Here is a 24,480-nt window from a genome sequence, read left to right as displayed (position 1 = left end):
TCCTAACCGACCACTTACGCGGCACGGGTCGCCAGGGCTGGCAAGCGAAGCCAGTCACCGCGGCGAGTAATACTCCGCTAGCTTCGCAAGTCCCTCATCAATTGAGACAGCCGGCGCCCAGTCGAGAAGCTCACGGGTCTCACGCTGGTCAAACCAATGTGCGGTGGAGAGTTGCTCGGCGAGGAACCTGGTCATGGGCGGCTCTTCCTTCCGCCCTGCCCAGGTCCAAAGCTTCTCAACCACTGCCCCGGCCATCCGTGCCACGCCGCCCGGAACAGCCCACGACGGAGCCTGGACTCCCCCTGCGGCACAAATGCCCGCCAGCAACTCACCGACGGGGCGCGGCTCGCCGTTGCTTACAACGACAGCCCTGCCATGGACATGTTCCATGCGATGCAGCGCGGCGACGATGGCCGAGGCGGCGTTGTCCACATACGTGGTGTCGATCAGGGCCGCGCCGGCGTCGAGCAGCGGCAATCGGCCGCGGCTGGCACGCGCCAGGACCCGTTCCACGAGCTGGGTGTCCCCCGGGCCCCAGACTACATGCGGCCGTACCGCTGCGACCCGGAAGTCCAGAGCGTCCGCGGCCAGTGCCAACAGTTCAGCCTCGGCCTTGGTGCGGGAATAGTCGCCGTGTGCGTGCTTGGGATCGGCCGGCTCCGCGCCCAGTCCGGCGATTGCGGCGCCCGAGTTGGCCACGGATGGGGAGGAAACGAATACCACGTCCCGTACGCCGGACGCGCGGGCCAAGTGGAGCAGGCGACGGGTCCCTTCGACGTTCACCTCATCGAACTCCGCCGCACGGCCCGTAAACGAAACCTTGGCGGCCAAGTGGATGATTGCTTCTGCGTCGTGAATTGCGAGCCTGACGGCTTCATCGTCGGTGACGGAGCCGCGCAAGTCCGTAACGCCGTCGACCCCTGATGGCCGGCGCTGGAACGTCGTCACGGAATGGCCCCGCCTCACTAGTAGCCGCGCGACTTCACTGCCGAGCAGCCCGCTGGCGCCGGTGACAAGGACCCTCATGGCTTCCCCGGACGGCCGCCGGCTAGTACCCGTGTCGCCCAACGGGACAGGCGGGTCCTGTCGATTTTGGCGTTGTGGCGGATATCGGTGGGTTGCGCGGGAACGACAAGAATGGCGGAAACCTCGACGCCGGCCTTCCGCGCTGCGTCGCGGACCCGCCCTGCGAGTTCCGGCGCAGCGGGTCCGGCATTGCGTGCGGGAGGAACGGTCTCGACGACGGCGACCACGGCTTGCGTTCCTGCCGGACCGACCCCGGCGACGGCAGCCATCCGAACGCCGTCCAGTCTTTCGATTGCCTGTTCGGCGCCCACGGGCGTCACCACACCACCCGGCGCCGTCACCACATGGGCAAGGCGCCCCTCCACCCAGAGTCGCCCGGCGGCGTCGAAATGCCCGACATCACCGGTGCGGTGCCAGCCGGGCACATCGGCGCTTTCCTCCTGGGTCAGCCATAGCCTGTCGTAAGCTTCCTTGACGTGTGCGGCGCTGACCGCGATTTCGCCGGTCACTCCTGCCTCCGTCACTAGGCGGGAGCCTGGCGCCGTGCCGTCCGGCTTCAGCGGGACGACGGCGATGCGCGCCCCGTGCACAGATATCCCCACGCACACGCCATTTCCCGCTCCCCTCACGGTGCCGGCAGTCCTGTCGGCATCGGCGGCCTGAATTTGTTCAAGGCTGATGTCGGTGACCGGCAGCGCTTCGGTCATCCCGTACGGTGTGTGCAGCGAAGCCCGCGGCAGTAGTCGTTGCACTTCCGCCAGGAGCGGTTCCGGGACGGGCGCTCCGGCTGACAGCAGCAATTCGACGCCATCCAGGGCCTTTTGCCCGGCCCCGTTCAGGCCATCCCGGGTCGCAAGGACGTTCCGCAAAGCCGCCGGCGAGGCAAAAACCACCGTGGCGTCGATGGCTGCGGCAGCGTCCGCCAGCGCTCGGGCGGTCAAAGTGCGGGGCGCAGTGACGTCCATGGCCGGCGTCACGGAAACGGCTCCGAGCGCCGGGCCCAACAAGGCGAACGGAGCGAAACCGGCCACAAGCCGGGCACCCGGGCGGATCCCGAACGTTTCGGCGACGGTATCGCGCATGGCGGACAGCTGCTTGTGGGTATAGAGCACGCCTTTGGCGGGTCCGGTCGAGCCGGACGTGAAAAGTACCGCGGCTGGAAGTGCTGGGTCCGAAACATGCGTTGGCATCCCCGAACCGCGTCCCGAACCTTGCCGGGCGAGTGCGGCGAGGGACGTCTCGACGCGCAGGGCTCGACGACGGGTGGCCGGGAGGTCCCGCACGCTGATCCGGCGTCCCGGCCAGCCGAGTACCGACGCCGCGGCCAGCGCCTTGTCGATTCCGATGATGAAATCGGGGGTGGCGCCCTTTACGGCACGGCTTAGGCCCTCGGTGCCTAGCCCGGCGTCGGCCACTACCACCACCGCGCCCAGCCGCAGGCAGGCGTAAAGGGCGACAGCCAGGTCCACTCCGGGCGGAACCATGAGACTTACCCGGCTACCGCTTTCCACGCCGGTTTCCTGCAATCCCGCGGCGAGGTCCAGGACGTTCCGGTCCAACTGCTGCCAGCTGAGCGAACGGGAGACCGTCCCGTCCGGAGCCATTTCCGCGACGGCGGTGTCTTCACCGGTCGGCCCGCTGGCCTGCTCGGCGAGGAGGTGCCAAAGGGGCCTGAATCCCGCAAGCCCGGAGGCGTCCCGCGGTCTCCCGTCGTCGTTTATTGTGGTTTCCGTGGTCGGAGAATCGCCGTCGCTGGCATTGCCGCGCGCGGCTAGCCACTGGAAAACCGGTGTGGCGATATCCCGGTCTTCGGCTACGAGATGCCCGGCGCCTTCGAATCGGTGCACCTTCGCATGCGGGAGACGACCGATCAGGTCCTTGAGGTACCGGTCGGAAAATATGGGATCCCTGGGACCCCACAGCATCAGTGCCGGGACCTTCAACCCGCGCAAGCCTTCAGCTACGCCGCTGAGCGCGGCGTAGCTGGGATGGGAAGCGTCGACGGGAATATCGGCAACAAAGTTCCCTACCCCTGCCCGACGTCGGACTCCGCGGTAGGGCGCCATGTACGCCTTTCGGACGTCCAGGGACAGCGCGGGTTTCGCAAGCGAGTGCGTCACGCGCAGGAAGGCGTCCGACGTCGTCGTCCCCCACCCGTGCACCGCCGGGTGCAGGGCGAGCCGCAAAGCCGACGGAATTTGCGCATCGGACGGCTGGTGGACGGCCGTGTTGGTCAGTACGACGCCGGCGAGCTGGTCCTGGTGCGCCAAGGCCCAGCCAAGGCTGATCACGCCGCCCCAGTCATGGCCGACTGTCACCACCGGCCCCGCAAGGCCCAGCTCGTCGGTGAGGTCACCCAGGTCGTTGATCCTGTCCGCCAGGCGACGGAACGTGTCGGTGCGCTCCGAGTAGCCCATGTCCAATTGGTCCACGGCGATAGCGCGCCACGGATGTGTGGCGTCCGATCCGGCGGCCAGCAGTGTCCGCCACAGATACGACCACGTCGGGTTTCCATGGACGCAAAGCAGGGTTCCCGCGGGAACGAGGCCGCGGCGGGCGAGTTGCGCACCGTTGTCCAACAGGTGCCAGTGGCGGTTTGTTCCTGGCGCGTCGACTGCGGATGTGGACCTCACCTCGACTGTCCGGGACCAGTCCGGATCGACGCCTGGCCAATTAGCGCCTACCAAACGATTTCCACCATGCCTGTGTTCAGCCCGGAACCGACTCCCATGCACAGGATCCGGTCGCCGGCGGTGAGGGATTGCGCCTCGGCCGCAAGTGTCATGGGAAGCGAGGCGGGGCCAACGTTGCCCCAGTGCGGGAAGGTGATCGGAACTTTGTCCGGGTCCAGATCAATGGCTTGAATGATCGCCTGTGTGTAAGCATTGCTGACCTGATGGGTGACATAGCGGTCCATAGTGGCCCAGTCCCATTCCGGCTGGGCTTCATGCCAGGCCTCGACGACGAGCTGCAGACCGCCGTCGAGCAGGCCTTTCGTGTCGGTGGCCATGCCGTCGATCCCTCCCACGCACAATTCGTGATGTTCGGTACCGGCACGCATTACTCCGCCGACAAGCCTGTGGGCACCGGGGTGCTCGTCCGATGGGCCGAGCACGGCTGCCGCAGCCCCGGATCCGAGCGTGAGAGTGGCAAACTCCCGATTGAAGTCTTCCCTTGTGGTCTCGGGCCTCTGCAATCGTGCCAAGGTGGCTTCCTGGGTGCCCTGGGAGTCCTCGCCATTCACGATGACTGCGTACCTGATTTGGCCGGAGTCGATCATGTTGGCCGCCAGAATCAAGCCGTTCACGAACCCGAGGCAGGCGTTCGCCAAGTCGAAATTCATGGCCGACGACGGAAGGCCGAGTTCGTGGTGGATCTTCACTGCGACGGACGGTTCAAGGTTGCGACGCGTGACCGAGGTGTTGATCAACAGCCCGACTTCAGACGCTTCGACGCCGGCCTCTGCCAGGGCCTTCGCGCCGGCCTCGACGGCGGCGTCATCGAACGATGTCCCCGCGGCCCACCAACGGCGCTGCGTTATTCCGGCCACTCGCTCAAGCAGGCGCGGCGGGAACTTCAGCCGCTGCAGGGTCGATGCCAACCTGCGATCGAAATCCGTGGAACTCACAATCCTCGGAGCCTCGACGCTGCTAACCGAGAGCAGCGCGGTGTTCCTATGCCGGAAGGATGCATTCCCTGCCAATTCAAGCCCCTGTTCGTTTCCGTCCTGCATTCATGCGGTGACTTTACCCATAAGTGCAAGCTCACAAACTTAAACTATGCATGTGCAAGCCCGGATACTTCGCATTTGCCTCCCGGGGCATGTTTAAAGACGAGGCCACCGAAGGAGCGCACCAGCCCGATTGGCGCCAGCCTAGGAGTCTTTGCAGCGGCCGAGCGTGAAACGCTCAAAACCGGCAATTGCAGTTACTCTGCGGCGGCGCGATGATGACGAACTTTCGCCAAATAGTCCATGAGGCCGGCGAGGTCGGTCGCGGACCATGGGAGGTTTTCGCTCAATGCAGGCGCTTCCTTTTGCCACATGGACCGGGCGGCAGCCTTCGTCTGTTCGCCCGAGTGGAACATGGAACCGATTTCGTCCCAAGCACGCGCCCAGCTCCGCACCGCCGGATCCGACACGGGAGTCTGGTCGCGGACATAGCCGAGTCCTTCCTCCATGAGGCCCACCCACCGACGCTTGGCATCCTCGATCTTGTCGGCACCGAGAACGGCCCTTCGTGCTGCCAGTTCCTGGCGTTGCTCCGGGGTGAAGTGGTTTTCGAGCATTGCGATCATCTCCAACGTTGACATGAATAGTTCAGGTGCGGGCATGGCAGGGCCGTCCAAACGGGTCAGCATCTGCCCTATGCGTCCTTCGAGTTCCTTGAGCTGGTCGGCTTGGCGGCGGACATGGGCCAACTGGTTCTCCAGAAGCGTGCGAAGCGACATGAGGTCGTCCACCGGTGACTCGAGCGTGGAGCCGACCTCCGCCAATTGCAGGCCCAGCATCTGGAGCCCGCGGATCCTGTACAACCGCCGCACGTCCTGCTCGGTGTAGCGCCGATGGCCCGAGGCTGTCCGCCTACTCGCCCTCAACAGGCCGATCTCGTCGTAGTGATGCAGGGCTCGTACGCTCACTCCGCACGCTTCGGCCAGCTCGCCGATTGTCCATTGGGATCCGCTGCCCGCTTGTTCCATGCGGTCAACGTTAGAACCTAACGTAACGTGAGGTGCAAGCCGCCCAAAACGGGACTTTTAGAAAGACATTAAAGATTCGTTAAGAACATTCACAATTTTGTGAATCGAGCGTAGCGTGCGAACCATGAACACAGTGATTGAGGCCCGTGGCCTTGAGAAACGTTTCGGCCGGATCCGCGCACTGGACGGACTTGACCTCGCAGTCAACGCTGGAGAGGTGCATGGGTTCCTCGGCCCGAACGGCGCCGGCAAATCAACCACCATCCGCGTGTTGCTCGGTCTTGCCCGGACCAGCGGTGGCAGCGCGACCGTCTTTGGCCAGGATCCCTGGAAAGACGCCACTACACTTCACCAGCGCATCGCCTACGTCCCCGGAGACGTCAGCCTGTGGCCCAACCTTTCAGGGGGCGAAGCGATCGACCTGCTCAGCAGGCTTCGCGGCGGCACTGACAACAAAGCCGCATACGCTGCGCGAAAGGCACGGCTGATCGAAGCCTTCCAGCTCGATCCATCCAAGAAAGGCCGCTCATATTCGAAAGGCAACCGCCAAAAGGTGGCGCTGGTAGCGGCATTTGCGTCCCCGGCGGATGCCTACATTCTCGACGAGCCCACGAGCGGGCTGGACCCGCTCATGGAAGGCGTCTTCAACCAGGAGATCCGCCGTGCAGCGTCGGAAGGCGGCACGGTTCTCCTCTCCAGCCACATCCTTTCCGAAGTCGAACAACTCTGCGACCGCGTAAGCATTATCCGCGCAGGCAAGACAGTTGAGTCCGGAACGCTGGCGGAACTGCGCCACCTGACGCGAACGGAAGTGTCGTTCGCCCGTAACGGGCTGACCGAAGCCGACCTGTCCCGCATACCCACAATCCATGACTTGGCACTGGTCAACGGGCGGGCACAGTTCACCGTCGACAGCGACAACGTCTCGCCGGTTCTGCGGGCGCTCACAGATCTCGACGTCAAAGGACTCAGGGTTGCACCGCCGTCGCTCGAGGAACTGTTCCTGAGGCACTACGGCGACGAGATACTTCCGGCCGAAGCATCTTCCGCTGAGCTTCCGGGCCGTAAGGCCCGACGGCGGGCGGCCAGTAAGGTGGCGGGCGCACGATGAGCACTGTGGTCACCCTGTTCCTGCAGCGGTTGCGCCGCGACCGCTTGCAGATGCTTATTTGGATAGTCGGTATAGGCCTCCTTGTCGAATTCTCCGTCTCAGCTGTGAAACAGAGCTACGGTGACGTGGCGGGCCGGCAAAACATCCTGGAACTTGCCGTCGCTAATCCCAGCATCCTCATGCTCCGCGGCACCCCCGAGGGCAGTGGACTTGATCAATTCATCTTCTTTGACATCTTTACTTTCATCGCGGTGCTTGTAGGCCTGATGAGTACCTTCCTGGCCGTTCGGCACTCGAGGGCCGAGGAAGAATCAGGACGCGCCGAGCTCCTCGCCGCTACTCCCGCAGGTCGTACCCTGCCCACGGTCGTCACCGTCGCCTATGGTGCAGTTGCCAACCTCGTGGTCGGGCTTGTTGTCGCATTGGCCTTCGTTGCCGGTGGTCTGGATGTCGCGGGATCCTTCGTCGCGGGCTCGGCGACGGCCGCCGTCGGACTTTCCTTCCTCGCCTTCGGACTCTTCGCCGCCCAGCTCATGCGCACATCCCGTGGTGCAAACGGCGTAGCCGCGGCCGCCGTAATGGCCGCCTACGCGGTTCGCGGCATCGGTGACGCATTGGGTACTCCGTCTGCCGACCACCTCCATACGACCGTGGCGTGGTGGAGTTGGATATCCCCGATCGGCTGGGCCCAACAAACCCTTGCCTACGACAAGAACACCCTCACGCCTCTGCTCTTGAGCCTGGCCTTCACTGCTGTCCTGCTCGTACTCGTCTTCAGCCTTCAATCGCAGCGTGACAGCGGCGCAAGCTTGCTCGCAGGGCGCCCCGGACGAATGGACGCCCGTGGATCTTTGTCGAGCTCAACAAGTCTCGCTTGGCGACTCCAATGGCCGACCGTTGTGGGCTGGTGTGCCGGCAGCGCCTTCGCAGGCATCTTGACCGGCACCTTGGCGCACGCGGTCGCGGGCGCTGCAGACGCTGACCCGAATATGGAAAAGATCATGGCGAGCCTCATCCCTGGCGGAAAGGGTTCCCTCGTGCAACTGTTCATCTCCGCCATTTTTGTGATGGTAGGAATACTTGCGGCGGCGTGCGCAACCCAGGTGATCATCCGCATGCGCCAAGAAGAGGTGGCAGGAACCGCCGAACAAGTGCTCGCCACGCCCGTATCCCGGAACCGATGGCTGACGGGATACCTAGCGGTCGGCGCAGCGTCGATCATCCTCGTCCTTCTCAGCGGTGCGATAACGTCGAGCGTCAGCGCGCTCGCGGTCGGCGACGCCTCGGCGCGCATTGGAGATTCCTTTGCGGCGGCCGCGGCGCAGTTGCCGGCAGCGCTGGTGTACCTCACGGTACTGGCCTTGGTGTTCGTCGCGTTGCCAGGTTGGACCATTGGCTTAAGCTGGACCCTGCTTGGCCTCGGGACGGTATTTGGCCTGTTCGGCGGACTGGTAGGGATGCCTGACTGGCTGCGGGATCTGTCTCCGTTCACCCACTCCCCTGTTCCCGTCGGCACCTCCACCGATTGGAGCGGAGGGATATGGATGCTGTGCATAGCAGTTGCAGTCGGCGCCGTAGCTGTGGCGTCAATGCGTCGGCGAGAACTTAACTCCGCTTAGATCCCGTGACGTGAATTGGAAACCAAGGGAGAGGTAAGAACACCGGATGGCACGAGACGAGCGAACGATTCGCGAGGCGGCCGAGCAATCGGCCGCTATCCTAACCGCGGCCGGCATGCCGAAGATGCCTGCGCGGGTCCTCATGGCCTTGACCGTCGCTGAGGACGGCGGCCTTACGGCGCTTGAGCTGGGCGAAGTGCTAGGAGTGAGTGCGGCCGCGATCTCCGGAGCCGTCCGATACCTGCAATCGATCGCGATTGTTCGAAGGGTTGCCCAGCCCGGGAGCCGAAGGGACCGCTACGAAGTCCCGCCCAATGCGTGGGAGGCAGCGTTCGCGCACGAACGCCCGATCTATCGGGCCCTGGCCGACCTCGCAGACACCGCCACGGCCGCAATAGGCAACCAGGACTCCACAGCCTTCGGGAGGCTGGACGAGATGGCGGCTTTCTACAGGTTCCTGGACGCACGGATGCCCGAAATCATGAAGGAATGGGAACAGCAAAGAAACCGCAAGTGACCTAGCTGTTCGCCGAGATGGCAGTCCCAAGGCCCAGCGTGGCAAGAATCCCGGCGGAGGTGCGTTCCATTGCCTTGGTGACGGACGGCTTTTTCAGCCAGAGAACCGCCTTGGTGGCCACGAAGGACAAGACTCCGAGATAGATCATCGAAACGGCGAAGTCGATGACCCCGAGCAGCATCGTCAAGCCAAAGGACGCATTCCCCGTCGGCAGGAATTGGGGAACGATGGCAAGGAAAAACAGGCCAACCTTCGGGTTGAGCATGCACGAGAGCAAACCCGCGAGGAAGCTTGAGCGAATTGAGGAGTTCTTCACAGTGCGCTCGCCGTCCAACGGTCCGTGCTGCATGCGTCGGCTATGGATAAACGCGGTGACGCCGAGGTAGATCAAGTACAAGCCACCCACGATTTTCATTATCCGGTACGCCTCGGCGGATTGTTCCAGCAAGGCCGCCAATCCAATGCCAACAAGTGCCGCCCAGAAGATGCTGCCGAGGGACGAACCAAACGCGGCGGATAGGCCGGACCGGGCATTCGAAAGGCTGTACCTCAAGACCAGGAACGAGTCGGGCCCCGGGGTGAGCGCCAAAATTGCGCACAGCCCGATGAATGCCGCCAACGAAGGGAAAGTCATTGTCCTATTCAATCACCGCAAGTGTGCTATAGGATACGAAGTTCGGCCGTTTCCCAGACCCCCCGGCTACAATGGGGCCGACCGTTATTCCCCCTGGAGAGGTAGTCCCTTTTGGTAACTCCCCACGATGCACCCAACCCGGATCCGAGCCAGACAGGACCCGTCGGCTATCCAGGTCAGGGCAAATTGGCCGTCCGCAGCCGCCGGCGATTCAGCTTCCGCACTGCGCCACGTTGGTTCAAGATCACCAGCGCCGTAGTTGCCGTACTGCTGGTGGCAGTAGTCGCTTTCGGCGGGTATTGGGTGTGGCGGCTCCAGTCGAACATCTCAAAATCCGCCTTGGGAGCCGGAGGAATCAGGACGGAAGGTCCGGTCGACGACAGTAAGGACCGGCTCCAGATCCTCATCTTGGGCACCGATACGAGAAGCGGCAAGAACGGGCAATTCGGTACCGTGGACCAATCGTCCGGCTACGGTCAATCCGACGTCATGATGCTTGTGGACATCTCGGCGGACAATAACCACGTCAACGTCATCAGCTTTCCGCGGGACCTACTGGTTGATGTTCCGGCCTGCACTGACAGCAAGACCGGCCAGCATTATCCCGAACGGCAAAATGCCATGATCAACAGTGCGATGGCTGAGGCCGGAATCGGCTGCGCCGTCGATACCGTCAACAAGCTGACGGGCCTGGAAGTCGACCACTTCATGATGGCCGACTTCAACGCCGTAACGGAACTCTCGAAGGCAGTCGGAGGCGTGGACGTTTGCGTCAGCTCCGCTGTGGACGACCCCGAATCGGGACTTCATTTGCCCAAGGGCACTTCGCAGGTCGAAGGTGACCAGGCCCTCGCCTTCCTTCGGACCCGGCACGCGTTCACGGACGGCGGTGACCTTGGACGAATTAAAGCCCAGCAGTCGTTCCTCGGCTCCTTGGTGCGGAAGCTCAAGTCCGAGGGGACGCTGAGCGACCCCCAGAAGATGCTCACCATTGCTGACACGGTGACAAAGAACCTCACGGTCGACGACGGGCTTGCTTCGGTTCCCGCCTTGCTGACCATCGCCGGCCGGCTCAAGAACATCGACCCCGCCAAGGTCAACTTCATCACTGTGCCGAATGTGCCGGCGACGTCCGACCCCAACCGCCTCGACCTCGACGAACCGGCGGCAAGCAACTTCTTCGCTGCGTTGAAGCAGAGCGCCGACCTTAGCCAGCCGGCAGCAAGCGCGGCACCATTGGCGGCCCCGACCGCTGCCGGGACTCCGACAGCTGCCTACAGCAAGGCACTCCAGCCGATCACCGTAGCCAATGGAACAGGCGTGAGCGGGAGGAGCCAGGAGATCGGAACGATCCTGTCAAACGCCGGTTTCACCAAGCTGTCCCGGATCCAGGCTGAAACCCGGGCACAGACCATGGTCTACTACGGTGCCGGGTTTGCCGACGTCGCCGCGGATGTCGCTGCGATGTTCGGGTTGCCGGCGTCGAGCATTCAGCAGGTAAACACTGTGCAGGGTGTCCAGGTCTACGCCGGGCAGGACTTCGCCACAGGCGACAAGCCCACACTCCCGGCAGCCAAGCCCAGCGACGTCGTCAACCAAACCGCGCAGGACCAGACCTGCCAGACGACCAACCCGCTCGGCTAGCTTTACGATTCAGCCGAAGACAGGGCGCCCCCGTTCCGCGTTGCGGACCGGAGGGCGCCCTTGTGGTTTCCCGTCCCCGAAGGAGGCGATCCCGACGGCGGTTCCCTCACCGCCGTCGGGCTGCTTGGCTATTCGGAACGCTCTCCGGATACATTGACAAGCCAAGCAATGCCGAACTTGTCCGTCAGCATTCCGAAAACGTCACCCCACGGTGCCTTCTCCATCGGGACAGTCACAGTTCCGCCGTCGGCCAGTCCGTCCCAGTACCCGCGAAGTTCGGTCTCGTCTTCGCCGCTCAGCGAGATCGAAATGTTGTTGCCCGGGTTGTACTCCATGCTGTTCGGGGTGTCCGCGGCCATGAGGACCATTCCATTGCCGGTGGTGAGGGCCGAGTGCATGATCTTGTCGCCTTCGGCAGGGTCTTCGCTCGCATGGAATTCAGCAAAAGTGCTTTGCGTCAGCTCTCCGCCGAAAACGGATTTGTAGAACACCATGGCGTCCTTGGCGTTGTCGCGGAAGCTGATGTACGGGTTGAGGTTCGTGGGCATTGCATTTCTCCTCAGGGTTGTGGCGGCCGGATGAGCTGCCTTGTGGTCATGCTAACAGCTCCCGATGGACTCAACTACGGGCGATGCATCCTCGCGTCCTCTCGGTTTTCAGGCGCCGTCGTAGGCGCTCTGGAGGGCGGCTATGTCCAGCTTCTTCATCTGCAGCATCGCGGCCATGGCCCGTTGCGCGCCGTCGGGATCCGGGCCTGAAAGAAGCTCCGGGAAGATCTTGGGGACGATCTGCCAGGACAAGCCGAACTTGTCCTTGAGCCAACCGCACTGGCTTTCCTCGCCGCCCTCGGTCAGCGCATCCCAGTAGCGGTCCACTTCTTCCTGGGTATCGCAATTGACCACGAGCGAGACGGCTTCGGTGAACTTGAACATCGGGCCGCCGTTGAGGGCCACGAACTCCCTGCCCTCTATCTCGAACTCAACGGTCACTACTTGTCCGGCCGGTCCGGGACCGGCATCGCCGCTCCGCAGGACCTTTCCGATCGAAGAACCAGGGAACAGTGTTGTGTAGAACTCCGCGGCTTCCCCGGCTTGGGAATCGAACCACAGGCACGTAGTGATTTTCTGCATAATGAATGTCCTTCCATTCCGCCTGGCCGGCCTCCAGTCTCCGGCTTCGGTCTGAACGCTAGTCGGCGTCCTCCGCGGACACAATGCCCACAGCGGCGTCTGCTCAGCCCCGTTGGTAGCGGGTCACGAGGCCCAGGGTGTTGCCTTCACTGTCTTCGATGAACGCCATCCATTCGTCGGTTCCGGCCGGACCCAAACGGTTGTCGGAATGCCGGTGGACCAATTGCGCGTCCTGGAGGACCCGGACGCCTCGGCTGCGGAATTCCTCGAGCGAAGACCGGACGTCAGCCACGTCCAGGTAGATCAGCGCGGCCGGTGCGCCACGGTCCAGCAGGAGCCGGATACCGTCAAGATCGAAGAACAGGAGTCCGGGCGGATCGAATCTGCCGCTCGGCTCGGCGTCGAGCAGCCGGGAGTAGAAGTCCGACGCCCGATCCAGGTCGACCGCTCTCTGGGCAACTTGGATCAACCTCACGTCGGCCTCCGTATCGCAGTTCCGGATTCAAGGCTTGCAGGTGCGCCACGGGGGCACAAGGGCTTGCCGGGCCGGTTCCGGCTTCGCTTCGAACCAGCGCCCGGTTCGAACTCGACCGGCCCGGCGGGATAATGTCGATTCCATGCCTGCTGCCAAAACCGCTGTTTCGCGTTCCACCCTTGTCTCCGCCGTGGCCGACGTCGTCCTCATCCTGATCTTTGCCGCCATCGGCCGTGATGCGCACCAGCGACCCGACGTTATCATCGGCGTTTTCGCCACAGCTTGGCCGTTCCTTGCCGGCGCTGCTGTCGCTTGGCTGGTGGTACGCGTGTGGCGTGCGCCGTTCTCCCTCTGGCCTGCCGGGGTCGCTGTGTGGATAGGAACCGTCGCGGTCGGGATGATCCTCCGGGCGATCACGGGTCAGGTTGTTGTTATTGCGTTCATCATCGTGGCCTTGATCAGCCTTGCGACCCTGCTCCTGGGGTACCGCGCCGTGATCGCACTCGGGGTCCGGTTCCGTACCCGGACGCCCCGGGGCTAAGGGCCCTTGGATGCACTAGGCTTGCAACGTCCGCTGCTGCACTCCGGAAAGGCCTCCCAGTGATCACCGCTTTTGTCCTGATCAAGACCGACGCTTCGCGCATCCCCGAAACGGCCGAGGAGATTTCCGCCATCAAGGGCATCAGCGAGGTCTACTCGGTGACGGGCGAATGGGACCTCATCGCAGTGGCCCGGGTGGCAAAGCACGAAGAATTGGCGGACGTCATTGCGGACCGGCTCTCCAAGGTGCCCGCCGTGGTCCACACGACCACCCACATTGCCTTCCGCGCCTACTCGAAGCACGATCTCGACGCCGCATTTTCGCTGGGGTTCGAGCAGTAGTCCTCCCCCGGCGCCGTGTGATTGCCGGCGCGGCGATCAGCTTTGGCTGAGCGCCACCCAAGTTTCCAGCACGCGCTGCGCGGCGCCGGAATCGATGGATTCAGCCGCGCGCCGCAGCGCCGACTCCATACGTTCCAGGAAGGGACCCTCGGCAGCGAGGTCGAAGGCAACCAGGCCGGCGGCGGCGTTGAGCAGCACGGCGTCTCGGACCGCTCCCGGCTTACCGCCCAGTATTTCGCGTACGACGGCGGCATTCGCCTTTGCGTCCCCGCCCCGGAGGTCCGCTACGGTCGCGGGGGCGATTCCAAGATCTGATGGCGAGAATGACAGCTGCGCCACCTGTCCGTTCCTGATTTCCCAGACTGTCGACGGCCCTGTGGTGGTCAGTTCGTCCAGACCGTCTTCGCCGCGGAATACCAGTCCCCGGCTGCCGCGGCGAGCCAGGACCCCGGCGATCAGTGGTGCGATCGTGGCGTTGGCCACGCCCACGGCCGACGCCTGTACATGTGCGGGATTGGTCATGGGACCAAGGAAGTTGAACGCGGTCGGGATTCCCAATTCCGCCCGCACCACGCCAGTGTGGCGGAACGAGGGGTGGAACACCTGCGCGAAGCAGAAAGTGATTCCTGCCTCCTCGGCATTGCGGGCAACGCGGTCGATCGGCAGGTCGAGCCTGACGCCCAACGCCTCGAGCACATCGGCGGAACCCGACGACGACGTCGCCGCCCGATTGCCATGCTTCACCACGCGCGCGCCCGCGCCGGCCGCCACCAAGGCCGCCATCGTGGAGATGTTGACGGTGTTCAGCTGATCCCCGCCGGTGCCTACGATGTCCAGCTTTTCGCCGGGGATGTTCACTGGGTTGGCATTGGACAGCATGGCCTCGACGAGGCCGGTGACTTCTTCCACCGTCTCGCCTTTGGCCCTGAGGGCAACCAGGAAACCGGCAATCTGGGACGGGGCGGCTTCTCCGGACATGATGGTGTTCATTGCCCATGCCGTGTTCTGGACGGAGAGGTCCTGTCCCTTGAGCATCGCGGAGATAAGTCCTGGCCACGAGTTGCTTGCCTGCTGTGCAGTTGCCTGTGAAGTCACGACTTGATGCTAGCGATCTACACCGCTCCGTGACCAATGCGAAGTAGTCCGGGAACTTTTCCGCGCGATTTCGCGTGTTTGTAGAAAAAGTCCCCCCAAAAGGCGGTTTGCATTGGGAAGTCCGGACTTTTATAGACATAATGTCCTTGTGACATCTGCGACCCATGCCCCCAGTACCCCGGCGCACCCGACGCTGAATCGCCCCAACTTGGTATCCGTTGGAACCGTTGTGTGGCTTTCCAGTGAGTTGATGTTCTTCGCCGGTCTCTTTGCCATGTACTTCACCCTGCGCTCCACTTCGGGCGCCCTGTGGTCTGAAGAAACCAGCAAGCTCAACTTCCCGTTCGCGCTCGTGAACACGATCGTCCTCGTGGCCAGCTCCTTTACTTGCCAGATGGGCGTGTTCGCTGCCGAACGCCTCGAGCCTCGCCGCCGGGGCGGTCTACTGCAGATCACCCGTTGGGGAATGACCGAGTGGTTCATCCTGACGTTCCTCATGGGCTCCTTCTTCGTTGCCGGCCAGACCACCGAATACGCCATGCTCACTTCGGAGCATGTCACCCTCTCGGCCAACGCCTACGGCTCCTCGTTCTACATGACTACGGGCTTCCACGGCCTGCACGTCATCGGCGGCCTCATCGCGTTCCTCTTCATCATCGGACGTGCGTACGCTGCCAAGAAGTTCGGACACTTTGAAGCGACTTCGGCAATCGTCACCTCGTACTACTGGCACTTCGTGGATGTTGTGTGGATCGGCCTCTTCCTGGTCATCTACGTCCTGAAGTAGACCAGCACCGACTCTTTCCACAAGAGCATGAATTTTAAAGAAACGGCTCCCGGAGCCGACGCAGTCTCGAAAAAAGGAACCACCACGTGAAGGCACTCTCGCAGAAGCGACGTCATCCACTGGCAGCAATTGCTCTGCTGCTGCTGGGACTCCTCGTCACTGGTGGGCTTTACGCCGTTGCTACAACGGTCAACCAAGCGAAAGCAGACACCACTACCGCAAGCGCTAGCGACGTCTCGGAAGGTGGCAAGCTTTTTGCCGCCAACTGCGCCACTTGCCACGGCATGGGTGCCAGCGGATCCAAGGACGCTCCGTCGCTCGTCGGCGTGGGCGCAGCCGCGGTTGACTTCCAGGTTGGCACCGGCCGTATGCCCATGCAGATGAACGGACCCCAGGCCCAGGAGAAGCCGCGGCAGTTCAACGACCAGCAGACACAGCAGCTGGCAGCATACGTCGCCTCCCTCGGCGCCGGCCCGGCAATCCCTGATGCCTCCCTGCTTGACGCAAACGGAGATGCTGCCAAGGGTGGCGAGCTCTTCCGCACGAACTGCGCCATGTGCCACAACGCCGCAGCTGCCGGCGGTGCTTTGACCCGAGGAAAGTTCGCACCCGCACTTGCTGGCGTGACACCTCAGCACATCTATGAAGCCATGTCCACGGGTCCGCAGAACATGCCTGTCTTCAATGACGCCAACATTTCTCCTGAGGGCAAGCGCGACATCATCACCTTCTTGAAGAAGATTGAAGCGAATGGTTCTCCGGGCGGCGCCGACCTCGGCTCGCTGGGTCCGGTCTCGGAAGGCCTCTTTGTCTGGGTAGCAGGCCTCGGCGTCATCATCGCCTTCACCATTTGGCTGACGTCGCGTACGTCGTAGCACACACCCGCACCACCAGCTTCTGCTGTCCCCACAGCAGTTTTGAATTGAACATTAACCCGGTTCCGCCGGGACAACGAGAGAAGGATGAGGCGAATTATGGGCAACCATAGTGACGGCAGTCCGAACCACTCGGGCACCGTAGCTACGGCTGGTCAGAATGCTGTGGAGAAGTTCCAGGATCCTGGACTTCCTCCGCACCGTTTGCGCCTGGCTGACACGGACCCGAGAGCCGCAAAACGAGCCGAACGTCAGGTAGCCATCTTGTTTGGCATCTCCGTCATCGGCACGGTGATCTTCCTAGTGTCGTACTTTGCCATCGACCTGCACACCGATGGATCGATCGCTACTATCCGGACCCAGAACCTGCTGCTGGGTCTTGGCACCGCGTTCGCGATGTTGGGCATCGGTACCGGTATTGTCCACTGGGCCAAGGCCCTTATGCCGGACCACGAAGTCTCGGAAGAGCGCCACGCGATCCGCACCGAGGAAGACCGCCAGGCAGCCGTGCGCATCGTCGACGACATCGTCGAGGAAACCGGCATCAAGCGTCGCCCGCTGATCCGCAACACCTTGTTGGGCGCTGTCGCCTTGGCACCGCTCCCGGCCTTGGCCGTGTTCGGCGACCTCGGTCCGCGCCCGGACGACAAGCTCGCACACACCATGTGGGCACCCCAGGACGGCAAGCTCAAGCGCCTCACCCGCGACCCCGACGGCACACCGATCAAGGCATCGGACGTCACCATCGGCTCCGCGTTCCACGTGATTCCGGAAGGTTTGAACGAGCTCCCCGAGGGCAAGCTCAGCGCGAAGGCCAAGGCCGTGGTTTTGCTCATGCGCCTTAACCCCGAGGACCTGACCATCTCCAAGGGCCGCGAAACCTGGAACTACAACGGCATTGTTGCGTATTCCAAGATTTGCACCCACGTCGGTTGCCCTGTCGCCCTTTACGAGCAGCAGACACACCACTTGCTGTGCCCGTGCCACCAGTCGACCTTCGACCTCACCAAGGAATGCAAGGTCATCTTCGGCCCCGCCAGCCGTCCGCTCCCCCAGCTGCCCATCTCGGTAGACGCCGAGGGCTACCTCGTTGCGACGAGCGACTTCAAAGAACCTGTAGGACCGAGTTACTGGGAGCGTGACGAGCATGAGCGCCTCATCAACAGCTGAAGTCCCCTTCACGGCCAAGACCAAAGTCGGCCGCATCACTGACTTCGTTGACCAGCGCGTCGGCGGATCCGGCATCCTGCGCGAGTTCGGCCGGAAGGTCTTCCCTGACCACTGGTCGTTCATGTTCGGTGAGGTGGCGCTGTACTCCTTCGTCATCCTCCTGATGTCCGGTACCTTCCTGACGTTCTTCTTCGACCCGTCCATGGCGGAAACCCACTACTCGGGTTCGTACACGCCCTTGTACAACGTCGAGATGTCGGTAGCGTACAACTCCTCCCTGAACATTTCCTTTGATATCCGCGGCGGCTTGTTCTTCCGCCAAGTCCACCACTGGGCGGCACTGCTGTTCGTGGCATCGCTTGGCGTTCACATGCTCCGCGTGTTCTTCACGGGTGCTTTCCGCAAGCCGCGCGAGATGAACTGGGTCGTTGGTGGTGTCCTGCTGATCTTGGCTATGGCTGAAGGCTTCACTGGCTACTCCCTTCCCGATGACCTGCTTTCCGGTAACGGCCTGCGGATCATCGACGGTGTCATCAAGTCCATCCCGGTGATCGGAACGTACATCTCGTTCTTCCTCTTCGGGGGCGAGTTCCCGGGCACGGCGATTATCGGACGCCTGTACGTGCTGCATATCCTGCTCGTGCCGGCGATGATCTTGCTGATGATTGTCATCCACCTCTTCATGGTGGTTGTGCATAAGCACACGCAGTACCCTGGCCCGGGCCGCAATGACGGCAACGTCGTCGGCTACCCACTGGGTCCGGTTTACGCAGCGAAGGCCGGTGGCTTCTTCTTCATCGTGTTTGGTGTCGTCGCACTCATGGCCGCCATGTTCACTATCAACCCGATCTGGAACTACGGTCCGTACGACCCCTCCCCCGTGTCGGCAGGTACACAGCCTGACTGGTACATCGGCTTTGTCGACGGCGCATTGCGTTTGATGCCTGGCGTCGTCAATGACTTCCACTTCGAGTACATCATTTTCGGTCACGTGCTGACCCTGAATGTGCTGCTGCCCGCGCTTGTTCCTGCCGGCATTATCTTCACGGTGCTGTTCACCTACCCGTGGATCGAACGCTGGATCACCAAGGACGACCGTGAGCACCATGTGCTTGACCGTCCGCGCAACGCTCCGACCCGTACCGCGATCGGCGTCGCAGGTTTCACCTGGTACTGCGTGATGTGGGCTGCCGCTGGTTCCGACCTCATTGCAACGCACTTCCACGTTGCCCTGAATGACGTCACGTACTGGCTGCGTGCGCTGTTCTTCCTCGGACCGGTGTTTGCGTTCATCGTGACCAAGCGCGTGGCTTTGGCGCTCCAACGCAAGGACCGCGAAATCGCGCTGCACGGCCGCGAGACCGGTCGTATTGTGCGCCTGCCCCACGGCGAGTTCATCGAGGTCCACGCCCCGCTGAACGACTACAAGCAGTACAGGCTCGTGGGCTTCGAATCCCCGGTTCCGCTGCCTGCAGAACCGAACGAGCATGGCGTTGTAACCCGCAAGGAAAAGCGTCGCGCCGCTCTTTCCCGGTGGTTCTTCGAAGACCGCGTTGCTCCTGCAACTCCGGCTGAGCTGGCAGCAGCTCACAGCCACGGCCACCACGAAGCCATCGAGTCCGGCGACGAGCAGAGGACTTTGAGCCACTAGCTTCCGCTGATACCAACGAGAGAGGGTCCCATCCAATGGATGGGACCCTCTCTCGCTTTCTTTATGTCTGTTTGCCCCGATGTTGCCCAACGCTGGATGCCCTAACCACGGCATCCAGCCGCATCGGACTAGTGGTTACGGTAGCCTGTGGCCTGGCTCCGGGTGGACCGGACTCCCGGCCGCTGGAGGGGAACCCACAATTTGTATCGGTCGGCCCTGTAGTAGGAAACGGAATAGTCCACCATGGAACGTGCTACGAAGGCGTGGCGCTGGATTTTGAGCAACGGCGTACCGACGTCGACGTTCAAGAGACGCGCGGTTGACGGTGATGCTGCTGTTGCTTCGATCATGTCTTCACCCCACTCCATGACCAGGCCATATTTCTCGCTCAGGACGTTGTAGAGCGATGTTGGCGGTGCTTCGTCCAGAAGCCCTGGTACCCGATGCGCCGGGATGAAGTTCTCGTCCACACTCATGGGTTCGTTGTCGGCAAGGAGGAGCCTCCTGAAGCGGACCAATGGCGTTCCCTCCTCGAGCTGGAGTTCCCGTGCCAAGAACGCACTCGCGGCGATCTGCTCGAAGCTCAGAACCTTGGCAGCAGGCACCATGCCGCGGCGCTGCATCTCTTCGCTGTACGAAGTCAGTTTCACCTGAAGGTCGAGTTTCGGCTTGCGGACGAACGTGCCAAGTCCGACAACCCGTTCGATGACTTCTTCGCCCACAAGCGCGTCGATAGCTTGGCGAACGGTCATCCTTGCCAAGCCGAAGCGTTCGGAAAGGTCCCGCTCGGACGGTAACGCGGCGCCGGGCCGGCATGATTCGGCGATGTAGGTACGCAGGATTTCCCTGAGTTGTATGTAAATCGGAGTTCCGCTTTTGCGGTCGATCTCCCCCACTATGCGGGAAGCCTCAGCAGGCATGACAGTCTTCGGCCAAGAAGATTTCCATGGATCAAGGGTATGCCAAACCAGGCGCAGGTCTAGACCAGCCCGGTAAACAAATCGAGCATACAGTTCGCGGCGCTACGCTTGTAGGGATCAAAATAGCAGTCGGCGTGAGGCCGTCGGAGTTAGAGGAGCCGGTTTGCCCGAGCTTAAAGCCATTGTCGCCGCTGAGATCGGCCTTCACGCGCGTGCCGCCGCGGTCTTCGTGCGGGAGGTGACAGCGACCGGACTTCCTGTGACAATTCGCAAGCCCGGCCAGCATTCGGTCGATGCCCGGTCCCTGCTCGAAGTTATGACCGAAGACTTCGGGCACGGATGCGAGGTGGTTCTCTCAGTCGCTGGAGAGGCTCTCCCGCCGGGCCGATCCCTCGACGAGGTCGCTGGTGCCCTCAAGGCGCTCACGGCCGTCCTGGAGGCCGTAGAAGGACGCTAAGCGGCAAACCTAATGTTGAACGGCGACTATAGACGTCTTAAAGCAAAATAGCGGAGGGTCCCACCATTATGGTGGGACCCTCCGCTATTAGTTGGTGCTACTAGTGAGCGTGGTCTCCGCGGCTGTATTCGAAGACCCAGCCAACCAGCGCCACAATCGCCAGGCCAGCGGCAACGGCCGTGATCCAGAAACCAACGGCCAGGCCAAGGAAGCCGCCTGCGCAGGCCAGGCCGAGAACCATCGGCCACCAGCTCCAGGGGCTGAAGTGGCCTTGCTCGCCGGCGCCTTCGTGAATCTCAGCGTCGGCGCGGTCCTCGGGACGCATTCCCACGCGCTTGCCGGTGAAGCCGAGGTAGGCGCCGATCATGCCTGCCAGGCCACCGACAAGGAGGATGCCGAGGATGCCTACCCATTCAGTCCAGTGGGTCAGGAATCCGTAGACGATTGCGACCGGTACGAAGAAGAACGTACCTGCTCCGAAGATCCATGATTCGACTCTCACTTTGAAGTGTCCTCCTGCTCAGCGTTGCCGAGCATGCTTGCTGCTGGCTTCGGGATATCGATGGTGTGGCTCTGCGCCAATTCCGGGTGGTGCAGGTCCAACGCAGGACGCTCCGAACGGATGCGAGGCAACGACGTGAAGTTGTGGCGCGGCGGCGGGCAGGACGTGGCCCACTCAAGCGAAGCACCGAAGCCCCAGGGGTCATCAACTTCAACCTTCTTGTTGCTCCGCCACGTGATGTAGACGTTCCAGAAGAACGGCAGCAGAGAGGCGCCAAGGACGAAGGATGAAATCGTGGAGAACTGGTTCATCCAAGTGAAGCCGTCCTGCGGCATGTAGTCCGCGTAACGACGCGGCATACCCTCGACACCCAGCCAGTGCTGGATCAGGAAGGTGCCGTGGAAGCCGAGGAACAGGAGCCAGAAGTGGATCTTGCCGAGGCGTTCGTTGAGCATCTTGCCGGTCCACTTGGGCCACCAGAAGTAGAACCCTGCGAACATCGCGAACACAACCGTGCCGAAGACCACGTAGTGGAAGTGGGCAACCACGAAGTAGGAGTCCGAAACGTGGAAGTCAAGCGGCGGCGAAGCCAGGATGATGCCGGTCAGGCCACCGAAAAGGAAGGTGACCAGGAAGCCGATGCTCCACAGCATGGGAGTTTCAAAGGTGATCGAACCCTGCCAGAGGGTGCCGATCCAGTTGAAGAACTTCACGCCGGTGGGAACCGCGATCAGCATGGTCATGAAGGAGAAGAACGGCAGCAGCACGGAACCGGTCACGTACATGTGGTGTGCCCACACGGTCACGGACAATGCCGCAATGGCAATGGTCGCGTAGACAAGGCCCTTGTAGCCGAAGATCGGTTTGCGGCTGAAGACCGGGAAGATCTCGGACACGATGCCGAAGAACGGCAGCGCAATGATGTAGACCTCGGGGTGGCCGAAGAACCAGAACAGGTGCTGCCAAAGGACGGCGCCACCGTTTTCCGGATCGAAGATGTGTGCACCGAAGCGGCGGTCAGCACCCAGCGCGAACAGTGCCGCGGCGAGCGGCGGGAAGGCCATGAGGACAAGGATGGCCGTGACGAGGGTGTTCCAGGTGAAGATCGGCATGCGCCACATCGTCATGCCAGGAGCTCGCATGCAGATGATCGTGGTGATGAAGTTGACCGCACCAAGGATGGTGCCGAAACCGGACAGGGCCAGGCCGAACACCCAGAGGTCGCCACCAACACCGGGAGTGAAGGTGGTGTCGGACAGTGGCGCGTAGGCGAACCACCCGAAGGAAGCCGCACCCTGCGGGGTGATGAAGCCGGAAACCGCAATGGTGGAGCCAAAGAGGAAGAACCAGAAAGCCAGGGCGTTCAGTCGCGGGAACGCGACGTCAGGAGCACCGATCTGCAGAGGCATGATGACGTTGGCGAAGCCGGCGAAGAGCGGCGTCGCGAACATCAGCAGCATGACCGTGCCGTGCATTGTGAAGAGCTGGTTGTACTGTTCCTTGGTCTGCAGGATCTGCATGCCCGGTTCGAACAGTTCCGCACGGATGAGCAGCGCCATCACGCCGCCGAGGCAGAAGAACACGAAGGACGCGATCAGGTACATGTACCCGATGGTCTTGTGGTCAGTCGAGGTGATCCAGTTGACGACGATGCGCCCCTTGGATTTCGGTACTACCGGAGCATCAAGGACCCCGGCGGATTGAGTATAAGTAGCCACGTCGCTTCCCTTAGTTCTTTACGTTCAGGTCTGGGTTGCGGTCGTACTTCGAATCGAGGAGACCCGTGTTGCCGCTCTGGCGAAGCTGGTCCATGTGTGCCTGGAATTCAGCCTCGGAAACGACCTTCACACGGAACAGCATCTCGGAGTGGTATTCACCGCAGAGTTCGGCGCACTTGCCGTCATAGGTTCCCTCTTGGGTGGGGGTGACCCTGATGTAGTTGGTCTTGCCGGGTATCATGTCGCGCTTCTGCAGGAAGGCCGGTACCCAGAAGGAGTGGATGACGTCGCGGGAGTTGAGCTCAAGGTCAACCGACTTGTTGACCGGCAGGTACAAGGTGGGAAGCTTGTCCTTGTCTACGTTGTTGCCCGTAAGGTGGGCCTGGACGCCTGCCTCGTGCAGGTCCTCGGAAATAACCGAGCCCTTGACGTAGTTGAAGTCCCACGCCCACTGCTTGCCGCGGACGTCGATTGTCACGTCGGCCGGCTGCGAGCGGTCATCGATGGCACGCTGGTCCTGGTCGGTGAAGTAGAAGAACACCAAGACCATGAACAGCGGAATGGTCAAATAAAAGACCTCCAAAGGGAGGTTATAGCTGAGCTGCTTCGGGAATCCCGTGGTGCCTTTGCGGCGGCGGTACGCAATGATGCACCAGATGATCAAGCCCCAGGTGATGACACCAACGGACAGGGCGGCGATCCATGAGTTGACCCAGAGGTCCATGATCCGGCCGGTGTTACTAGTAGTCCCACGATCGGTGGGCAACCAGCCCTTCGCTGCCTCTGGTGAACATCCGGTCAAAGCCAACGCGCCGGCTAGTGCCAAGCCAGTGATCGAAATGATCTGTTTGCGTCGGCTGCCGGTTCGGTTCTGCGAACTCACAGACGGCCCTTCCTCTTGTTGCTGCAGCCCGGCCGGCCAAAACCCCACCGGGCACACTAAAGTTTTACTACCCGATGTAGAGCTTACCGCTCCCAAGCGGTTTTCGCAGACATGTCGGCCCAGTGCGTCGGAGCGGGTTTAAACCCGCTCCTGAACTGGGCCGACAGTGCGCAAAAACTCCGGGTTAGTGGAACGAATCGCCGCAGGCGCAAGACCCGCCGGCGTTGGGGTTGTCAATGGTGAAGCCTTGCTTCGAGATCGTGTCTTCGAAGTCGATGCTGGCACCGCTGAGATACGGCACGCTCATCTTGTCGACAACAACTTCGACGCCATCGTAGTCGCGGACAGCATCGCCGTCGAGCAAGCGCTCGTCAAAGTAAAGCTGGTAGATCAAGCCGGAGCAGCCGCCGGGCTGAACTGCGACGCGAAGCCGCAAGTCCGTGCGCCCCTCCTGTTCGAGTAGGCTCCGGACCTTGCCTGCAGCGACGTCGGTCAGCATGACCTCGTGCTCGGGAAGCTCGCCGCCGGCGACCTGCGCTCCGGTGCTGTTTTCGTTGGTTGCAGTGCTCATTGGCCTACCTTCTTATGAAGCTCTTGGCAGCCGCGCGTCCGCGCATTCTGCCCTTACCCAAATACGTGCGGGTTATAGCTACATGCTACGTCGAGCCGACGCATAGCTATAACTT

General features: G+C 62.2%; 25 protein-coding genes. 11 read left to right on the top strand and 14 right to left on the bottom strand.

All coding sequences use genetic code 11. The annotated features are described in order from the left end of the window. Positions 1–54: 54 nt before the first annotated feature. From E1809_RS16375 to E1809_RS16360, 4 genes are all read right to left on the bottom strand, one after another. Complete coding sequence (locus E1809_RS16375; protein ID WP_133205306.1) at positions 55–1,026, bottom strand: NAD-dependent epimerase/dehydratase family protein; 972 nt, start codon at positions 1,024–1,026, stop codon at positions 55–57. Next, positions 1,023–3,713 (bottom strand): alpha/beta fold hydrolase, encoded by a 2,691-nt coding sequence (locus tag E1809_RS16370; protein ID WP_133205305.1) that lies wholly within the window; start codon positions 3,711–3,713, stop codon positions 1,023–1,025. Before E1809_RS16370 ends, E1809_RS16375 begins: the two co-directional genes overlap by 4 nt. After that, positions 3,707–4,759, bottom strand: coding sequence for a 3-oxoacyl-ACP synthase III (locus E1809_RS16365; protein ID WP_133205304.1), 1,053 nt, complete (start codon positions 4,757–4,759; stop codon positions 3,707–3,709). Before E1809_RS16365 ends, E1809_RS16370 begins: the two co-directional genes overlap by 7 nt. Before the next feature lie 194 nt (positions 4,760–4,953). Further along, positions 4,954–5,724, bottom strand: a complete 771-nt coding sequence (locus tag E1809_RS16360; protein ID WP_133205303.1) for a MerR family transcriptional regulator — start codon at positions 5,722–5,724, stop codon at positions 4,954–4,956. A gap of 124 nt (positions 5,725–5,848) precedes the next feature. Here E1809_RS16360 and E1809_RS16355 point away from each other — a divergent pair, with 124 nt between their 5' ends. The 3 genes from E1809_RS16355 (at position 5,849) to E1809_RS16345 (ending at position 8,971) form a co-directional block, all read left to right on the top strand. Continuing rightward, positions 5,849–6,835, top strand: a complete 987-nt coding sequence (locus E1809_RS16355) for an ABC transporter ATP-binding protein (RefSeq protein ID WP_205754218.1) — start codon at positions 5,849–5,851, stop codon at positions 6,833–6,835. Further along, positions 6,832–8,454: an ABC transporter permease gene (locus E1809_RS16350; protein ID WP_133205302.1), complete on the top strand. Its 1,623-nt coding sequence runs from the start codon at positions 6,832–6,834 to the stop codon at positions 8,452–8,454. The genes E1809_RS16355 and E1809_RS16350 overlap by 4 nt, the downstream gene beginning before the upstream one ends. Before the next feature lie 115 nt (positions 8,455–8,569). Beyond that, on the top strand, positions 8,570–8,971 hold the full coding sequence (locus tag E1809_RS16345; protein ID WP_235835642.1) for a GbsR/MarR family transcriptional regulator: 402 nt from the start codon (positions 8,570–8,572) through the stop codon (positions 8,969–8,971). A 1-nt stretch (position 8,972) separates the two neighbouring features. On the opposite strand, the gene E1809_RS16340 is transcribed toward E1809_RS16345, so the two are convergent. Further along, complete coding sequence (locus tag E1809_RS16340) at positions 8,973–9,605, bottom strand: LysE family translocator (RefSeq protein WP_133205300.1); 633 nt, start codon at positions 9,603–9,605, stop codon at positions 8,973–8,975. A 111-nt stretch (positions 9,606–9,716) separates the two neighbouring features. On the opposite strand from E1809_RS16340, the gene E1809_RS16335 reads away from it, so the two are divergent. Further along, positions 9,717–11,249 carry an LCP family protein gene (locus E1809_RS16335; protein WP_205754217.1) on the top strand — a complete coding sequence of 511 codons (1,533 nt, stop codon included), beginning with the start codon at positions 9,717–9,719 and terminating at the stop codon, positions 11,247–11,249. Positions 11,250–11,377: 128 nt separating this feature from the next. On the opposite strand, the gene E1809_RS16330 is transcribed toward E1809_RS16335, so the two are convergent. The 3 genes from E1809_RS16330 to E1809_RS16320 form a co-directional block, all read right to left on the bottom strand. After that, positions 11,378–11,797, bottom strand: a complete 420-nt coding sequence (locus tag E1809_RS16330) for a VOC family protein (RefSeq protein WP_133205299.1) — start codon at positions 11,795–11,797, stop codon at positions 11,378–11,380. 108 nt (positions 11,798–11,905) lie between these two features. Then, a complete protein-coding gene (locus E1809_RS16325; RefSeq protein WP_133205298.1) occupies positions 11,906–12,379 on the bottom strand; it encodes a VOC family protein in 474 nt (157 codons plus the stop codon). A gap of 103 nt (positions 12,380–12,482) precedes the next feature. Next, the gene (locus E1809_RS16320) at positions 12,483–12,854 is read right to left on the bottom strand and encodes a VOC family protein (protein WP_133205297.1); all 372 of its coding nucleotides are present in this window, start codon (positions 12,852–12,854) and stop codon (positions 12,483–12,485) included. A 142-nt stretch (positions 12,855–12,996) separates the two neighbouring features. On the opposite strand from E1809_RS16320, the gene E1809_RS16315 reads away from it, so the two are divergent. Both E1809_RS16315 and E1809_RS16310 read left to right on the top strand, forming a co-directional pair. Continuing rightward, positions 12,997–13,395: a DUF3054 domain-containing protein gene (locus tag E1809_RS16315; RefSeq protein WP_133205296.1), complete on the top strand. Its 399-nt coding sequence runs from the start codon at positions 12,997–12,999 to the stop codon at positions 13,393–13,395. Positions 13,396–13,454: 59 nt separating this feature from the next. Next, a complete protein-coding gene (locus tag E1809_RS16310) occupies positions 13,455–13,736 on the top strand; it encodes an Lrp/AsnC family transcriptional regulator (protein ID WP_133205295.1) in 282 nt (93 codons plus the stop codon). A 36-nt stretch (positions 13,737–13,772) separates the two neighbouring features. Here E1809_RS16310 and trpD read toward each other — a convergent pair whose 3' ends face one another. Beyond that, positions 13,773–14,831: an anthranilate phosphoribosyltransferase gene (trpD, locus tag E1809_RS16305; protein WP_133205294.1), complete on the bottom strand. Its 1,059-nt coding sequence runs from the start codon at positions 14,829–14,831 to the stop codon at positions 13,773–13,775. A 148-nt stretch (positions 14,832–14,979) separates the two neighbouring features. Between trpD and ctaE the strand changes: the two genes are divergently transcribed. The 4 genes from ctaE to qcrB all read left to right on the top strand — a co-directional run bounded on the left by ctaE (position 14,980) and on the right by qcrB (position 19,314). Next, positions 14,980–15,618, top strand: coding sequence for an aa3-type cytochrome oxidase subunit III (gene ctaE / locus E1809_RS16300; protein WP_133205293.1), 639 nt, complete (start codon positions 14,980–14,982; stop codon positions 15,616–15,618). Between the two features lie 86 nt (positions 15,619–15,704). Further along, the gene (qcrC, locus tag E1809_RS16295; RefSeq protein ID WP_133205292.1) at positions 15,705–16,493 is read left to right on the top strand and encodes a cytochrome bc1 complex diheme cytochrome c subunit; all 789 of its coding nucleotides are present in this window, start codon (positions 15,705–15,707) and stop codon (positions 16,491–16,493) included. Positions 16,494–16,592: 99 nt separating this feature from the next. Beyond that, complete coding sequence (gene qcrA / locus E1809_RS16290; protein WP_133205291.1) at positions 16,593–17,663, top strand: cytochrome bc1 complex Rieske iron-sulfur subunit; 1,071 nt, start codon at positions 16,593–16,595, stop codon at positions 17,661–17,663. Beyond that, positions 17,641–19,314, top strand: a complete 1,674-nt coding sequence (gene qcrB / locus E1809_RS16285; protein ID WP_133205290.1) for a cytochrome bc1 complex cytochrome b subunit — start codon at positions 17,641–17,643, stop codon at positions 19,312–19,314. Before qcrA ends, qcrB begins: the two co-directional genes overlap by 23 nt. A gap of 128 nt (positions 19,315–19,442) precedes the next feature. Here qcrB and E1809_RS16280 read toward each other — a convergent pair whose 3' ends face one another. After that, positions 19,443–20,234 carry a GntR family transcriptional regulator gene (locus E1809_RS16280; RefSeq protein WP_133205289.1) on the bottom strand — a complete coding sequence of 264 codons (792 nt, stop codon included), beginning with the start codon at positions 20,232–20,234 and terminating at the stop codon, positions 19,443–19,445. 163 nt (positions 20,235–20,397) lie between these two features. Between E1809_RS16280 and E1809_RS16275 the strand changes: the two genes are divergently transcribed. Further along, on the top strand, positions 20,398–20,691 hold the full coding sequence (locus tag E1809_RS16275) for an HPr family phosphocarrier protein (RefSeq protein WP_133205288.1): 294 nt from the start codon (positions 20,398–20,400) through the stop codon (positions 20,689–20,691). 100 nt (positions 20,692–20,791) lie between these two features. Here the strand turns inward: E1809_RS16275 and E1809_RS16270 are convergent, their stop codons facing one another. The 4 genes from E1809_RS16270 to E1809_RS16255 form a co-directional block, all read right to left on the bottom strand. Beyond that, positions 20,792–21,193, bottom strand: a complete 402-nt coding sequence (locus E1809_RS16270; protein ID WP_133205287.1) for a cytochrome c oxidase subunit 4 — start codon at positions 21,191–21,193, stop codon at positions 20,792–20,794. Continuing rightward, positions 21,190–22,911, bottom strand: a complete 1,722-nt coding sequence (gene ctaD, locus E1809_RS16265; protein ID WP_133205286.1) for an aa3-type cytochrome oxidase subunit I — start codon at positions 22,909–22,911, stop codon at positions 21,190–21,192. Before ctaD ends, E1809_RS16270 begins: the two co-directional genes overlap by 4 nt. Positions 22,912–22,921: 10 nt before the next feature. Further along, on the bottom strand, positions 22,922–23,794 hold the full coding sequence (gene ctaC, locus E1809_RS16260; protein ID WP_133205285.1) for an aa3-type cytochrome oxidase subunit II: 873 nt from the start codon (positions 23,792–23,794) through the stop codon (positions 22,922–22,924). 184 nt (positions 23,795–23,978) lie between these two features. Next, a complete protein-coding gene (locus E1809_RS16255; protein ID WP_133205284.1) occupies positions 23,979–24,365 on the bottom strand; it encodes a HesB/IscA family protein in 387 nt (128 codons plus the stop codon). Between the last annotated feature and the right edge of the window lie 115 nt (positions 24,366–24,480).

This window comes from Arthrobacter terricola, assembly GCF_004354015.1.
Classification (GTDB): Bacteria; Actinomycetota; Actinomycetes; order Actinomycetales; family Micrococcaceae; genus Arthrobacter; species Arthrobacter terricola.
Note: the sequence above shows the minus strand (reverse complement) of the source record. Positions and strands in the feature narration are given on the sequence as shown.

Excerpts from the sequence above, each read along its gene's own strand:
- E1809_RS16360 (WP_133205303.1), bottom strand. The coding sequence starts at position 5,724 with ATGGAACAAGCGGGCAGCGGATCCCAATGGACAATCGGCGAGCTGGCC.
- E1809_RS16315 (WP_133205296.1), top strand. The coding sequence starts at position 12,997 with ATGCCTGCTGCCAAAACCGCTGTTTCGCGTTCCACCCTTGTCTCCGCC.
- E1809_RS16365 (WP_133205304.1), bottom strand. The coding sequence starts at position 4,759 with ATGCAGGACGGAAACGAACAGGGGCTTGAATTGGCAGGGAATGCATCC.
- E1809_RS16355 (WP_205754218.1), top strand. The coding sequence starts at position 5,849 with ATGAACACAGTGATTGAGGCCCGTGGCCTTGAGAAACGTTTCGGCCGG.
- E1809_RS16330 (WP_133205299.1), bottom strand. The coding sequence starts at position 11,797 with ATGCCCACGAACCTCAACCCGTACATCAGCTTCCGCGACAACGCCAAG.
- E1809_RS16325 (WP_133205298.1), bottom strand. The coding sequence starts at position 12,379 with ATGCAGAAAATCACTACGTGCCTGTGGTTCGATTCCCAAGCCGGGGAA.
- E1809_RS16350 (WP_133205302.1), top strand. The coding sequence starts at position 6,832 with ATGAGCACTGTGGTCACCCTGTTCCTGCAGCGGTTGCGCCGCGACCGC.
- E1809_RS16340 (WP_133205300.1), bottom strand. The coding sequence starts at position 9,605 with ATGACTTTCCCTTCGTTGGCGGCATTCATCGGGCTGTGCGCAATTTTG.
- E1809_RS16280 (WP_133205289.1), bottom strand. The coding sequence starts at position 20,234 with ATGCCTGCTGAGGCTTCCCGCATAGTGGGGGAGATCGACCGCAAAAGC.
- qcrB (WP_133205290.1), top strand. The coding sequence starts at position 17,641 with ATGAGCGCCTCATCAACAGCTGAAGTCCCCTTCACGGCCAAGACCAAA.
- E1809_RS16255 (WP_133205284.1), bottom strand. The coding sequence starts at position 24,365 with ATGAGCACTGCAACCAACGAAAACAGCACCGGAGCGCAGGTCGCCGGC.
- qcrA (WP_133205291.1), top strand. The coding sequence starts at position 16,593 with ATGGGCAACCATAGTGACGGCAGTCCGAACCACTCGGGCACCGTAGCT.
- E1809_RS16345 (WP_235835642.1), top strand. The coding sequence starts at position 8,570 with ATGCCGAAGATGCCTGCGCGGGTCCTCATGGCCTTGACCGTCGCTGAG.
- E1809_RS16375 (WP_133205306.1), bottom strand. The coding sequence starts at position 1,026 with ATGAGGGTCCTTGTCACCGGCGCCAGCGGGCTGCTCGGCAGTGAAGTC.